Raw genomic sequence first — 13,008 nt, 5'->3', positions numbered from 1 at the left:
GATATATGTTGCATCTAAGAATAGTTTCTCCTGAAAAGGTGGTGTTTGATGGCGAGGTTGAAAGCGTACTGGTGCCTGGAACATTAGGAAGCTTTGAGATCTTAACAGACCATGCTCCCATTATTTCTTCTCTGGAAGAAGGAGTGGTGGAATATAAAACACATCAGCAAAAGCAGAAAATCGATATTCTGGGTGGCTTTGTTCAGGTGAAGCAGAACGACGTTTCACTTTGTGTAGAAGTATAATAGACGGCAAGTTTATGATCGATTCTGTGGTTAAACAATATAAGAAAGTTGGTTTATGGATCATTGCAGGATTCATGCTAGTCTTCTTATTGGCGATTCAAATCACTTCCAACACAGCCATGCTGACAGGACTGGTGGTTTGTGTGCTATATTTTTTAACCTCAACCTGGGTCTACGCTGCTTTGTGGAAGAAAACAGCTAAGACATCTCCAACGAAGCTAACAGGCTTCTACTTGGTAGCCATGGCTGTGAAGTTTTTTGTTGGAATACTGGTTGTCCTGGCGTATTGCCTCATCGTTCGAACAAGAACACAAGTCATTGCATTCGCTGCTATGTTCTCAATTTACTATTTAGCGATGATTATTTACGACGCAACATATTTTTCCCGAGTAGAGAAGAAGAATCAAATAAGCATTAAGAAATGAAATATATCAAACATATCTTCTGTCTATTGACCCTGTTTCTGGTTCTTTCTCCAGCGATGGCTGCTGACCAGGAAAAGGAAAATATTGACTTGGAGGAGATTTTGATGGGCCATATTAAAGACTCCTACGAGTGGCACATAACTGACTTTATGGGCAAGCCAATCGTGTTACATCTGCCGATTATCGTTAAAAGCTCGACAGGATGGCATGTCTTTTGCAGTAATGAATTTGCCCATGAACCCAATGAACAAGGTAACAGGCCAGGTCCTTATGGTTTGTATATTGCAAATAACGAAGTACACGAGAATAAGATTTGCGAGATGGTGAATGGAGAAGAGGTTCGGCCTTTCGACATATCAATCACCAAGACCGTTGTCATTCTGTTTATCAATGCCATTATCTTACTTCTGTGTATTCTCATCCCTTCTCGCTGGTGTCGCAATCATAAGCCGAGTGACCCTGCTCCTGGAGGATTCGTGGGGATGGTGCACATGTTTGTCATGTCTGTATATGATGATGTAATTAAACCGACACTGGGTAAGGAAGCTGATAAGTATGCTCCATATCTGTTGACCTGTTTTTTCTTCATCCTCATCTCTAACTTCATGGGTGTCATACCTTTTCCACCAGGAGGAGGTAACCTTACGGGGAACATCACCTGTACTTTCTTCTTGGCTCTATGCACCTTCTTGGTAACGAACTTAACAGGAACGAAGGCATATTGGAAAGAAATCTTCTGGCCGGACGTCCCTTTGTGGATGAAGGCACCGATTCCTTTGATGCCTTTTATCGAGTTCTTTGGAATCCTCACAAAGCCTCTGGCCTTGATGATTCGATTGTTTGCCAACATGATGGCTGGCCATGCCATTGCTATATCGTTTGCCTGCATCATCTTTATCATGTTTGCCATCAACCCAGTATCAGGTACTTTGATGACTGTTGTCAGCGTCCTGATGAGCATCTTCATGATGTTGCTGGAACTGTTGGTATGCTATATCCAAGCATTAGTGTTTACCATGTTGAGCGCAGTCTTTATCTCACTCGCTCATGTTAAGGAACATAGTGCCTCTATAGAATAGAAATTGAAATATATTAAAATAATAACTTAAAATTAAAACGACTATGTTATCATTATTATTAGCAGCAGATGCTGTTGCAAAAGTAGGTGCCGCAATTGGCGGTGGTATATCTGTAATTGGCGCAGGTATCGGTATCGGACGTATTGGTGGTAATGCTATGGATGCCATGGCACGTCAGCCAGAGAAGATTGGTGACTTGCGTTCTTCCATGATTATTGCAGCCGCGTTGATTGAAGGTGCAGCATTCCTTTCGATTATCATTGCTCTGCTTTCATTGTTTGTATAGAAGTTGAAATAGCAGATGGTATTTGTCTTGCCATCTGTCGATGTAGAAAATACACTTTCAACTGATTAACAAGAAATTAATAATAGCTTATGTCATTAATAACTCCTGATTTTGGATTGTTTTTCTGGATGGCCATCGTCTTTATCATTGTATTGGCCATCTTATGGAAATGGGGCTTTCCATCAATTGTCAATATGGTGAATAGCCGTAAGGAATTCATTGACGACAGCTTGAGAAAGGCTCATGAGGCCAATGAAAGGCTAGCAAACATACAGAAAGAAGGGGAAACCATGCTCCAAAATGCGAGAGAAAAGCAGGCGCAAATTTTGAAGGATGCGGCGGATACTCGCGATGCGATTGTTGTGAAAGCTCAGGAGAAAGCTACAAATGAAGGTTCTAGATTGCTCAATGAAGCAAAAGCTGAAATAGAAGCAGAAAAGCAGAATGCCATTCGAGACATTCGCACACAGGTAGCTGAGATTTCCGTTCAGGTAGCAGAAAAGATTGTTCGCGAGAAACTTTCTTCGAATGAGAGTCAAATGGAGTTAATCAACAAACTGCTGAATGACATTTCTGTTGGTAAAAATAACGAGTAAAAGGATATGGCTATAGGTGTAATATCAGTCAGATATGCGAGGGCGCTTTTAAAATGTGCGATGGCGCAGAACCTGGAAGACAAGGTTTATCAGGAGATGATAACTCTTGCTGATCAGTATAATCGTGTACCTGAACTGCGTTCTACAATTGACAATCCGATGCTTGAAAAGAACAAAAAGCAAGCACTTTTGCAAGTTGCTTGTGGGAAGAATCTGTCTGAATTGACAGAGAAATTTATCCAGCTGGTTCTACAAGAAGGCAGAGAGAATGTCATCCAGATGATGGCCACATCTTATATTACGCTCTATCGAAAACAGAAAAACATCATCAGTGGCCGATTGATTACTGCAACAACAGTCACGCCTGAGGTGGAGCAGAAAATGAAACAGATGGTTCAAAACAAGTCTCAGGCTACGGTTGAGTTCCAAACAGAAGTCAACCCAGACATCATTGGAGGCTTTGTCCTTGAGTATGATTCTTACCGTATGGATGCCAGCGTTCAAACAAAACTGAACAATATCCTGAAAGAGCTTAAGAAATAAATTAAAAAGAAAAAATAAAATGTCAGACAAAATAAAACCAAGCGAAGTGTCAGACGTACTACTTCAACAACTAAGTGGTGTCAGCTCGGACAATCAGTTTGAAGAAACTGGTACCGTACTTAACGTGGGGGATGGTGTGGCTCGCGTGTACGGTTTGCAGAATGCCGAAGCTAACGAGTTGCTCGAGTTTGAGAATGGTGTGATGGCAATTGTGATGAACCTGGAGGAAGATAACGTTGGTTGTATTCTTTTGGGGTCATCATCCGCCATCAAAGAGGGGATGGTTGTGAAACGTACCCATCGCATCGCATCCATTCGGGTGAATGACAACATGCTTGGACGTGTCATCAACCCTCTTGGTGAGGCTATTGACGGATTGGGCGAGCTCGATTTGACAGAATCGTTTGAAATGCCGCTGGATCGTAAAGCTCCGGGAGTGATTTACAGACAACCCGTGAAAGAACCGCTGCAGACAGGATTGAAATCTGTAGACTCGATGATTCCAATTGGTAGAGGACAGCGTGAGTTGATTATTGGTGACCGTCAAACAGGTAAAACAGCCATTGCGGTTGACACCATTATCAACCAGAAGAGCTTTTATGATGCCGGTAAACCCGTATACTGTATTTACGTGGCAATCGGCCAAAAAGCATCCACTGTTGCAAACCTTGTTCAGACATTAAAAGAACGTGGCGCTTTACCTTACTCCATCATCGTTTCTGCTACAGCTGCTGACCCAGCTGCCATGCAATACTATGCGCCGTTTGCAGGCGCTGCCATCGGTGAGTATTTCCGCGATCGAGGAGAGTCTGCTCTGGTTGTATACGATGATTTGTCTAAACAAGCCGTTGCTTACCGCGAGATTTCTCTGATTCTCCGCCGTCCTTCTGGACGTGAAGCTTATCCTGGCGACGTTTTTTATCTACACTCTAGATTGTTGGAACGGGCTGCTCGTATCAATGACCAGCAAGAGGTAGCCGAGCAGATGAACGACTTGCCCGAGTGTCTGAAGGGTCATGTTAAAGGTGGTGGTTCATTGACAGCCTTGCCAATTATTGAAACCCAGGCAGGCGATGTGTCAGCCTATATTCCCACCAATGTTATCTCTATTACAGACGGACAGATTTATCTTGAGTCCAATCTCTTCAATCAAGGTTTCCGACCTGCTGTCAACGTGGGTATCTCCGTGTCACGTGTCGGTGGTAGTGCGCAGATCAAGAGTATGAAAAAAGTTGCCGGAACTTTGAAAATTGATCAAGCCCAGTATCGGGAGCTTGAAGCATTCTCCAAGTTCTCAAGTGATATGGATTCGGTAACTGCCATGACACTTGACCGAGGAAGAAAGAACAATCAGTTGTTGATACAACCACAATATAGTCCTGTTCCTGTGGGCGAGCAAGTTGCCATTCTATATTGTGGTGTTCATGGTTTGTTGCAAGATGTGCCAATTGATGAAGTTCGAGCATGCCAAGATACCTTTTTGGAAGCCATGCGCACCAAACATGCTGATGTACTGAAGGTTCTTGAGTCAGGCCAATTAACGGACGAAGCCATCCAGACCATCGAGCAAACTATGAGCGAAGTGACAGCTTCTTATAAAGTTTCATAGCCTATGCCGTCACTCAAAGAGATAAAGACACGAATTGCCAGTGTCAAGAATACCCGAAAAATCACCAGTGCGATGAAGATGGTTGCATCCAGCAAACTTCATCATGCACAGGTCAGAGTAGAGAATATGCTCCCATACGAAAATATGTTGGAGCATATTCTTAAGTCATTTCTTATTTCTACACCAGATGCTGACACGCCATTTGATGCCATACGCCCTAACTTGACACGCGTGGCATTGGTGGTTTTTTCTTCAAACAGCAGTCTATGCGGTAGTTTTAACATTAATGTGTTGAAAATGATGCAACAGGCTATTGAAGATTACCATCGTCTCGGAATTGATAAAGATAACATTATTATTTATCCTATTGGCCGAAAAGTTGCAGAACGTGTTGTAAAGATGGGGTATAAAACAGCTGGGAATTTCATTGAATTGGCTGATAAGCCTAATGCACAGACCTGCCAAAAGATTGCTCATGAAATTGCACAGAAGTTTCTTAACGGTGAGTATGACAAGGTGGAGATGATTTATCATCACTTTAAAAGTGTAGGTTCGCAGATTCTGACTCGTAAAACCTTCTTACCCATTGATTTGTCAACGGAGATTGGATGGGGAAATGATCGTGATTTGAAATCTTCTTACACCACGGCAAGAGCACAGGAGTACCTGAGAAGAAAGAACCTAAAGGTAGAACGAAAAGAGATAGATGCCCAGCCCTTGAACAACGACTTTATTGTAGAACCTGATATCAAGACTGTATTGGGCACCCTGATACCCAATCAATTACACCTCATGTTCTATACGGCATTGCTAGATAGTAACGCAAGTGAGCATGCCGCTCGAATGGTTGCTATGCAGACAGCTACCGACAATGCAGATGACTTGCTTCGTTCACTCAATTTACAGTATAACAAGGGTAGACAGCAAGCCATTACAAACGAGTTGCTGGATATTGTTGGCGGTACTATTAATAACTAGACATTTTATGTAATTGAACAAAATAGTTCGAGATGACACGATGATGTTATCTCGAACTTTTTTTGTTCCTTTTTTTTTGTGTCAAAAGCATAACCAAATAGATGACTGCCTAAAGTCAATGCTTTAACCGCCCAAAGTCAATGCTTTAAAAGCTCAAACTCATTGACTTTGATATTCAAAATCAATGAGTTTGAAGTCTCTTTCGTTGGCGGAAGATGAGGGATTCAAACCCCCGATACCCAAAAAGGGTATACCGGATTTCGAGTCCAGCGCATTCGGTCACTCTGCCAATCTTCCTATTTGAGTGTGCAAATGTAATAATAATTTGGCAATACCCAAAATTTTTTAACCATTTAATATGCTCTGAGCATCTAGTATAGCTTGTATGTGCCCCAACTGGAATTGTTAAGATGAAGCCATGTGTTTATTCAACAGTTATATCGTAGCTTTGCACCACGCTTTCATTGAACACAAAAAATAGATCAAATGCATTAATTAGAATGGACCGTATGTCAATTCAGCATTCCATACACCTTGTCTTTTGGCTGTCGAGATGGTAAACAAGTGCCCTATGCCTTTTGGTGATAAACCGCCTTTATAGAAATATGAGCCATCTTCATAATCTTCTGATAGAGGATGTTTTTTACCCAGCTCTTTAGACAAAGCTTCTACTTTTTTATCGGCACCTATTTTATTTTTGGCTCTCATGAAAAAGCGTGCTTCATTTAATTTATCATTCTTGAACTTGAAGATGACTAAGTCAAATTTAAAATTATGATAGGTCATATTCTTGAATTCAATAGCTTGTTGGTCAATGGTTGTAGGTTCACCAAACTCGGCCTTAATATCCTTCAATGCCTGTTGATATTTTGTACCGATACCAACGGTAGCAACTTTTGCACCATTGTCAGCTTGTGTATTCATGAAAAAGAAACAACTAAGGATGAGAATAAATAATCTTGATAACATGTCGATTTTAAGTTAAGGCCAGGTAGTTTGTGTAGATACACGCAACTACCTGACCTATTGCTGTTGATAAATGTGAATAGTCCTATTCCTCGACTGCTGCCTGCGCCGCGGCTAAGCGGGCGATAGGAACTCTGAATGGTGAACAGCTGACGTAGTCAAGGCCTACTTTATGGCAGAATTTCACCGAAGTTGGTTCACCACCATGCTCACCACAAATGCCACATGTAAGATTCTTACGAGTGGAACGACCTTTTTCTACGGCCATTTTAATAAGCTGTCCTACGCCGTCTTGGTCTAATACTTGGAACGGGTCAACCTTCAATATTTTCTGCTCCAAATAAACAGGCAAGAAACCTGCGATATCATCACGGCTATACCCATACGTCATTTGAGTAAGGTCGTTCGTTCCAAAGCTAAAGTACTCAGCGCGTTCAGCAATCAAGTCGGCTGTAAGAGCAGCTCGAGGGATTTCAATCATCGTTCCTACATGGAAAGGTATTTCAATTCCCTCTTCTTCAAACAGTTGTTTTGCCGTGTCTCTAATTACTTTTTCTTGCACATCAAACTCCTTCACGATACCAATAAGTGGCACCATAATCTCGGGACGTGGGTCGTATCCTTCTTTCTTCAATTGAATGGCGGCACCCAAGATAGCTTTTGTCTGCATGGCAGTGATTTCTGGATAGGTGTTGCCCAGACGGCATCCACGATGGCCCAACATGGGGTTAGCCTCGCTTAAGCTGTTCACGCGTTTTTGGATTTGCTGCACACTGACGCCCATATCCTTGGCCATGACTTCTTGTCCAGCCAAATCATGAGGTACAAATTCGTGTAGTGGAGGATCTAACAATCGGATGTTAACGGGATATCCGTCCATTGCTTTCAATATGCCATAGAAGTCTTGTTTCTGATAGGGTAGGAGCTTCTCGAGTGCATTCTCACGGCCGTCTTGGGTGTCAGCCAAGATCATCTCTCTCATGGCCTTGATTTTTTCATTCTCAAAGAACATGTGTTCTGTGCGACAGAGTCCAATACCAACCGCACCAAAATTACGTGCAACTTCAGAGTCATGCGGCGTGTCTGCATTGGTACGTACCACCAGCTTTGTATATTTGTCGCAAAGTTTCATAAGCTCTGCAAAGTCACCGGTAACTTCAGCCGGGCGTGTTTCAACCTCACCTTGGTATATTTCGCCTGTTGAGCCATTGATAGATATATAGTCGCCCTCATGAAGAACGATGCCGTCTATCTCTACCGTACGATCTTTATAATTCACATTGATGGCTCCTGCGCCCGAAACACAGCATTTTCCCATTCCTCTGGCAACAACGGCAGCATGTGATGTCATACCACCTCGAGCCGTCAGAATGCCTTCTGCAGCAGACATGCCTGCCAAGTCTTCAGGAGATGTTTCCATACGTACCATGACAACTTGATGTCCAGCCTCGTGCCATTTAACAGCATCGTCTGCAAAAAATACAATTTGTCCGCTTGCAGCACCTGGTGAAGCTGGTAATCCTCTGGTGAGTACTTTGGCTGTACCGAGTGCAAGTTTATCAAATACAGGGTGTAATAGTTCATCCAACTTATTGGGTTCGCAGCGTTTAAGTGCTGTCTTTTCGTCAATTTCTCCTTCATGCAGCAAATCCATGGCAATCTTAACCATAGCGGTACCTGTACGTTTTCCATTTCTGGTTTGTAAAAACCACAACTTGCCTTCTTGTACAGTGAACTCCATGTCCTGCATGTCATGGTAATGCTTTTCCAACTTGTGTTGAATGTTGAACAGCTGTTCATAGATTTCCGGCATGGTTTCTTCCATGGAAGGATAATTGGACTTGCGTATTTCTTCGCTAATATTCTGCTGCTTGGCCCATTTTATACTTCCTTCCTTGGTGATTTGTTGTGGCGTTCTGATGCCCGCAACGACGTCCTCACCTTGCGCATTGACCAAATATTCTCCATTGAAACGGTTCCTACCAGTTGCTGCATCACGAGAGAAGCATACGCCAGTGGCAGAGGTGTTACCCATGTTGCCAAACACCATGGCCATGACAGAAACGGCTGTACCCCATTCGGCGGGTATGCCTTCCATCTTGCGGTACAAGATAGCTCTCTCGTTCATCCAGCTGTCAAACACCGAACAAATGGCTCCCCAGAGTTGGTCCATGGGATCGGTAGGGAAGTCTTTTCCTGTTTGTTTCTTGATGGCTTCCTTAAAACGTACAACCAATGTCTTAAGGTCATCAACGTTCATTTCATTGTCAAGCTTCACTCCACGTTTGGCCTTGACATCCATGATGATTGCTTCAAATGGATCAATATCTTCTTTGTTCGATGGTTTCATTCCGAGAACTACGTCGCCGTACATTTGTACAAAACGGCGGTAGCTGTCATAAGCAAAACGTTCATTTCCGGTTTTCTTCACCAAACCTTCCACAACATTGTCATTCAATCCCAGATTCAAGATGGTATCCATCATGCCAGGCATTGAGGCGCGTGCGCCAGAGCGAACTGATAGCAACAACGGATTGGAAGAATCACCGAACTTTGAGTTCATCAAAGTTTCGATGTGCTTGACTGCACGTTCAACGTCACCTTTTAAAAGTTCAACAACCTCATCTCTTCCTTTGTCAAAATATTCATTACAAACATCTGTCGTAATGGTAAAACCAGGAGGAACTGGAACACCTATCAAATTCATTTCCGCAAGGTTAGCGCCCTTGCCACCAAGCAGATTTCTCATATCTGCTTTACCTTCGGCTTTTCCATTGCCGAAAGTATAAACTCTTTTTACATCCATACCGAAAAGTATTCTCTTAATTTATTTATTTTATGCTTTTGCAAAAATAACAATATTTTATAATCTTGCAAAATATTTATACAGAAAAGTGCAATGTATACATTGCATTTATTAGGATTAAAAATATAGGAACTCGTGTACTCATGCCGCCTCATAGAATATTGAGGCCATTGATGGTATGCCAAAAGATTATAAATATGCGATTCCTCGAATCTGTTCTTCAGTCAATTAAACTATATTCGCATGGTATTACAGATGGGCAGCTTATTTCCTATTTAATTGACTAAATAACTCTTTGCAGGCGATTTCTATCAAGTCAAGCGCATATTTAAAATCTTCATCTCCTCCATAATATGGATCTGGTACCACATCAACATTCTGCTTGTCTTTTAGGTAACTTGCCAGCATTTCTACCTTCTGAGCATCTTCTTTGGTAGCTGCCATAGCGGTAATCATGCGTTTGTTTTCGTGATCCATGACATAGATATGATCAAAATTCGCAAAATCATCCGCATTGAACTGGCGAGCACGGCTGTCAAACCGATATCCTCTTTGTGCACCATGTTTTCTCATTCTATGGTCGGGTAGTTGCCCGATGTGCCAATCTCCAATGCCTGCTGAGTCGATGACGAATTCATCTTCCATGCCAGCAGCCTTGACAATGGATTTCATCACGCCCTCTGCTGCCGGACTTCTGCAAATGTTTCCTAAACACACGAATAACAATCTCTTTTTCATCTTATTCATCTTCGTTTTCTTCTGTAATGTCCAACACATCAGGTTGGGTCATAGGAATCGGTTGATTTGCACTTTCTTTTACGCCTAATTCTTTCAGTTCGTTGGCCTTCTGCACGATACTCTGTCTCCCTGTATAAGCCTTGTTGTAAGTCTCCCCATAGTCTTTATGAAGCATGTCAATGTCTTTGCCAATCTTGTCAAATCGTTTAATGAATTCACCTACGCGTTTCAATAATTCTTCAGCCAAGGCGAAAACCTTCTTTTGGTTTTCTGTTTGTGCGTATTGTCTCCAAGCTATCTGAATCATACGCAATATGGCCATTAAGTTTTGTTGACTGGTGATGAACACCTGTTTGTCAAAAGCCTCGCCCCATATCTTGGGATCCGTGTCTAAAGCCAACTGCAAAGCCCCTTCGTTTGGTACGAACATGATGACGAAATCAATGGCTTTTCGTGGCGAATGCACATATTTGCTATAGTCTTTCTTGGCGAGATTGGTAGCCTGTGTTCGAATACTGCTTACCAAGTCGGCTGCAAACTTTTTCTTGAGAGCTTCTTCTTCGGTGTTTACATATTGATAATAGGCATCAATAGACATTTTGGAATCAATGATGACATCTTCATTGTTTGGGTAATGTAGAATGACATCAGGGATCATCCGCCTTCCTGTGTCATCATTTTTAATCGCATTTCCCTTTTCATCTGTTAATGTGTGCTGGATGTCATAATCGATACCGACTTTGTAACCTTGACTTTCCAGAATGTCTGTCAGTATGCGTTCACCCCAATTACCTTGTGCCTTGTTTCCTCCTCTAATTACATTAGTCAGTCGGGTTGCAGTGGATTCAATCTTCTGTGTTTGCAAACTCATCTCTCTGAGTTGTTGTGATAGCGAGGCTGTATTCTTAGATGTTTCTGTATTTGTGTGCTGAATGGCTTGCTGCAATTGCTCGATGTTCATCTTAAGTGGCTTTGTCAGATGTTCCATCGACTCGTTGTTGGTTGTCTTCAGCCTTTCCGAAGTCTGTTCTAAGATGCGTGTTGCCAAATTTGAGAATTGCTCTTGAACGGTCTTCAACTGTTGCTCAAATTGCTCGCGGCGCATTTCTGTCTCTTTCGAATGCGATGCTTGTTCGGATTCCAACTGCGTGGTTACTCGTTCCAGCTCGAGTTTGATGGTTATCAACTGTTGTTGTTGTTCTGCTTGCTCACACTGAAGTCGGTCACGTTCTGCTTGTAGCTGAGTGCCAAGTTCTTGTTCGTGCGCCAATTGTTGATTCGACAAAATGTTGCTGGTCTCCAGCTTTTTCAGCTTTCCGTTTAACAAGAAAAAGACAACGATTGCTCCAACGACGAGGCCTATGGCTAAGTATATGAATTCCATATTGCAAAGATAATTGATTTGGCATGCATCTCAAAGTGTTCACGGCATTTTATTTTTGCACCCAATTGAGATGCATTCTTCGATACAAAAACCATTGTATGCCACCTCTCAAGCCTAAATACACGATGAAAGCCAACCACAGAGCGTGATTTCCCAAGTAGGTTTGCAGGGCGAGGTACAACGCAAAGAAGACAAGAGCTGATACCACAGAAGATACCAGCATGCCCCTTGTGGCCGTAAGACCAATAAAAATACCGTCATAGACAAAGGCCGATACGCTGACAATAGGAATCATCACAGCCCACCAGAAATATGCTTCGGCAGATTGTACGACAACAGCTTCGTTGGTCAACAGCATCAGAAAGCCATTGCCTCCAACCGCATAGACCAGCGTGAACACCACAGCCATGATGGCTCCCCATGCGAACAAGCTGTTGTAGACCCTGTCAAAGGCCAACTTATTCGCTGCACTATAATACTTTCCACTAAGGGCTTCTCCGGCGTAAGCAAATCCATCCATGACGTAAGAGAAGAGGGTGAACAAAGTCATCAGGAGCGTATTGACAGACAGGATGATGGCTCCTTGCCTCGATCCGGCTGAAATGAAAAAGAAATTAACACCAACCAAGAATAGCGTTCGTATGAAAATGTCGCGGTTGACGGCAAAGAATCGAACCATCGTGCTACGCTTGAACAAGTCATCTTTCCAATTATATTCAGCCAACCTGCCATAATACCGCTTCCAACAGTACAAGGCAAGTAGAAAACCAGTCCACTGTGCCGTCAATGTTCCTAACGCTACACCTTGAATTTTCATGCCAAATCCAAATACAAAGGTCACGCTTGCAACGATATTCACGATGTTTTGAAAGATGGATACCAACATGGGGATTCGCGTATTTTGCATGCCGATAAACCATCCTGTCAATCCGTATAGCCCCAACATGGCTGGTGCGCCCCAAATGCAAAAGGAAAAATAAATCGCTGCCTGTTCCGCTATTTGTTCAGTGGGTTGCATGATGGACAGTGCCATCCAACGAATTGGAAGTTGGAAGACGATGAAAATCGCAGCAATCGCCGTACTGATAGTCAGCGAACGAACCAACAATCTCATGGCTTCGGTCAAATCACGTCTTCCTAATGCTTGAGATGTCATGCCGCTGGTACCCATTCGCAAGAAACCAAAGAGCCAATACAGCACATTGAAAATCATGGTGCCAATGGCGATGGCTCCAATATAAATCACATCACCCATGTGTCCCACAATGGTCAGGTCGATGATACCTAATAGGGGAACGGTGATGTTTGAGATGATGGATGGCAACGCCAACTTAAATACTTGCTTCATAATTG

The 13,008-nt window shown here is 42.7% G+C and carries 13 protein-coding genes and 1 tRNA gene; 8 read left to right on the top strand and 6 right to left on the bottom strand.

All coding sequences use genetic code 11. The annotated features are described in order from the left end of the window. Positions 1 to 5: 5 nt before the first annotated feature. The 8 genes from atpC to HMPREF0650_RS09710 all read left to right on the top strand — a co-directional run bounded on the left by atpC (position 6) and on the right by HMPREF0650_RS09710 (position 5,761). A complete protein-coding gene (gene atpC / locus HMPREF0650_RS09745; RefSeq protein ID WP_004350464.1) occupies positions 6 to 245 on the top strand; it encodes an ATP synthase F1 subunit epsilon in 240 nt (79 codons plus the stop codon). Between the two features lie 14 nt (positions 246 to 259). Next, positions 260 to 670, top strand: a complete 411-nt coding sequence (locus tag HMPREF0650_RS09740; RefSeq protein ID WP_040563116.1) for a hypothetical protein — start codon at positions 260 to 262, stop codon at positions 668 to 670. Beyond that, on the top strand, positions 667 to 1,749 hold the full coding sequence (gene atpB / locus HMPREF0650_RS09735; RefSeq protein ID WP_004350462.1) for a F0F1 ATP synthase subunit A: 1,083 nt from the start codon (positions 667 to 669) through the stop codon (positions 1,747 to 1,749). Before HMPREF0650_RS09740 ends, atpB begins: the two co-directional genes overlap by 4 nt. Before the next feature lie 43 nt (positions 1,750 to 1,792). Next, positions 1,793 to 2,035: an ATP synthase F0 subunit C gene (gene atpE, locus HMPREF0650_RS09730; RefSeq protein ID WP_004350460.1), complete on the top strand. Its 243-nt coding sequence runs from the start codon at positions 1,793 to 1,795 to the stop codon at positions 2,033 to 2,035. 89 nt (positions 2,036 to 2,124) lie between these two features. Further along, complete coding sequence (gene atpF, locus HMPREF0650_RS09725) at positions 2,125 to 2,631, top strand: F0F1 ATP synthase subunit B (protein WP_004350458.1); 507 nt, start codon at positions 2,125 to 2,127, stop codon at positions 2,629 to 2,631. A 6-nt stretch (positions 2,632 to 2,637) separates the two neighbouring features. After that, on the top strand, positions 2,638 to 3,174 hold the full coding sequence (locus tag HMPREF0650_RS09720) for a F0F1 ATP synthase subunit delta (RefSeq protein WP_004350457.1): 537 nt from the start codon (positions 2,638 to 2,640) through the stop codon (positions 3,172 to 3,174). A gap of 19 nt (positions 3,175 to 3,193) precedes the next feature. Continuing rightward, positions 3,194 to 4,783 (top strand): F0F1 ATP synthase subunit alpha, encoded by a 1,590-nt coding sequence (gene atpA / locus HMPREF0650_RS09715; RefSeq protein ID WP_004350455.1) that lies wholly within the window; start codon positions 3,194 to 3,196, stop codon positions 4,781 to 4,783. Between the two features lie 3 nt (positions 4,784 to 4,786). Continuing rightward, the gene (locus tag HMPREF0650_RS09710) at positions 4,787 to 5,761 is read left to right on the top strand and encodes a F0F1 ATP synthase subunit gamma (protein ID WP_004350454.1); all 975 of its coding nucleotides are present in this window, start codon (positions 4,787 to 4,789) and stop codon (positions 5,759 to 5,761) included. Between the two features lie 206 nt (positions 5,762 to 5,967). On the opposite strand, the gene HMPREF0650_RS09705 is transcribed toward HMPREF0650_RS09710, so the two are convergent. The 6 genes from HMPREF0650_RS09705 to HMPREF0650_RS09680 all read right to left on the bottom strand — a co-directional run bounded on the left by HMPREF0650_RS09705 (position 5,968) and on the right by HMPREF0650_RS09680 (position 13,003). Continuing rightward, positions 5,968 to 6,058: transfer RNA gene (locus HMPREF0650_RS09705), tRNA-Ser, on the bottom strand. Between the two features lie 198 nt (positions 6,059 to 6,256). Further along, positions 6,257 to 6,685 carry a hypothetical protein gene (locus HMPREF0650_RS09700; protein ID WP_050774868.1) on the bottom strand — a complete coding sequence of 143 codons (429 nt, stop codon included), beginning with the start codon at positions 6,683 to 6,685 and terminating at the stop codon, positions 6,257 to 6,259. Positions 6,686 to 6,812: 127 nt separating this feature from the next. Beyond that, on the bottom strand, positions 6,813 to 9,533 hold the full coding sequence (ppdK, locus tag HMPREF0650_RS09695; protein ID WP_004350450.1) for a pyruvate, phosphate dikinase: 2,721 nt from the start codon (positions 9,531 to 9,533) through the stop codon (positions 6,813 to 6,815). A gap of 264 nt (positions 9,534 to 9,797) precedes the next feature. Further along, positions 9,798 to 10,280: a low molecular weight protein-tyrosine-phosphatase gene (locus tag HMPREF0650_RS09690; protein ID WP_004350448.1), complete on the bottom strand. Its 483-nt coding sequence runs from the start codon at positions 10,278 to 10,280 to the stop codon at positions 9,798 to 9,800. Beyond that, positions 10,273 to 11,655: a DNA recombination protein RmuC gene (locus tag HMPREF0650_RS09685; protein WP_004350445.1), complete on the bottom strand. Its 1,383-nt coding sequence runs from the start codon at positions 11,653 to 11,655 to the stop codon at positions 10,273 to 10,275. The genes HMPREF0650_RS09690 and HMPREF0650_RS09685 overlap by 8 nt, the downstream gene beginning before the upstream one ends. 49 nt (positions 11,656 to 11,704) lie before the next feature. Then, positions 11,705 to 13,003: an MATE family efflux transporter gene (locus tag HMPREF0650_RS09680; protein WP_004350444.1), complete on the bottom strand. Its 1,299-nt coding sequence runs from the start codon at positions 13,001 to 13,003 to the stop codon at positions 11,705 to 11,707. Positions 13,004 to 13,008 lie beyond the last annotated feature (5 nt).

Origin of the sequence: Hoylesella buccalis ATCC 35310 (genome assembly GCF_000177075.1) — a bacterium.
Taxonomy (GTDB): Bacteria; Bacteroidota; Bacteroidia; order Bacteroidales; family Bacteroidaceae; genus Prevotella; species Prevotella buccalis.
Note: the sequence above shows the minus strand (reverse complement) of the source record. Positions and strands in the feature narration are given on the sequence as shown.

Excerpts from the sequence above, each read along its gene's own strand:
- HMPREF0650_RS09740 (WP_040563116.1), top strand. The coding sequence starts at position 260 with ATGATCGATTCTGTGGTTAAACAATATAAGAAAGTTGGTTTATGGATC.
- HMPREF0650_RS09700 (WP_050774868.1), bottom strand. The coding sequence starts at position 6,685 with ATGAATACACAAGCTGACAATGGTGCAAAAGTTGCTACCGTTGGTATC.
- atpF (WP_004350458.1), top strand. The coding sequence starts at position 2,125 with ATGTCATTAATAACTCCTGATTTTGGATTGTTTTTCTGGATGGCCATC.
- atpE (WP_004350460.1), top strand. The coding sequence starts at position 1,793 with ATGTTATCATTATTATTAGCAGCAGATGCTGTTGCAAAAGTAGGTGCC.
- HMPREF0650_RS09690 (WP_004350448.1), bottom strand. The coding sequence starts at position 10,280 with ATGAATAAGATGAAAAAGAGATTGTTATTCGTGTGTTTAGGAAACATT.
- HMPREF0650_RS09710 (WP_004350454.1), top strand. The coding sequence starts at position 4,787 with ATGCCGTCACTCAAAGAGATAAAGACACGAATTGCCAGTGTCAAGAAT.
- HMPREF0650_RS09680 (WP_004350444.1), bottom strand. The coding sequence starts at position 13,003 with ATGAAGCAAGTATTTAAGTTGGCGTTGCCATCCATCATCTCAAACATC.
- ppdK (WP_004350450.1), bottom strand. The coding sequence starts at position 9,533 with ATGGATGTAAAAAGAGTTTATACTTTCGGCAATGGAAAAGCCGAAGGT.
- HMPREF0650_RS09685 (WP_004350445.1), bottom strand. The coding sequence starts at position 11,655 with ATGGAATTCATATACTTAGCCATAGGCCTCGTCGTTGGAGCAATCGTT.
- atpB (WP_004350462.1), top strand. The coding sequence starts at position 667 with ATGAAATATATCAAACATATCTTCTGTCTATTGACCCTGTTTCTGGTT.
- HMPREF0650_RS09720 (WP_004350457.1), top strand. The coding sequence starts at position 2,638 with ATGGCTATAGGTGTAATATCAGTCAGATATGCGAGGGCGCTTTTAAAA.
- atpC (WP_004350464.1), top strand. The coding sequence starts at position 6 with ATGTTGCATCTAAGAATAGTTTCTCCTGAAAAGGTGGTGTTTGATGGC.
- atpA (WP_004350455.1), top strand. The coding sequence starts at position 3,194 with ATGTCAGACAAAATAAAACCAAGCGAAGTGTCAGACGTACTACTTCAA.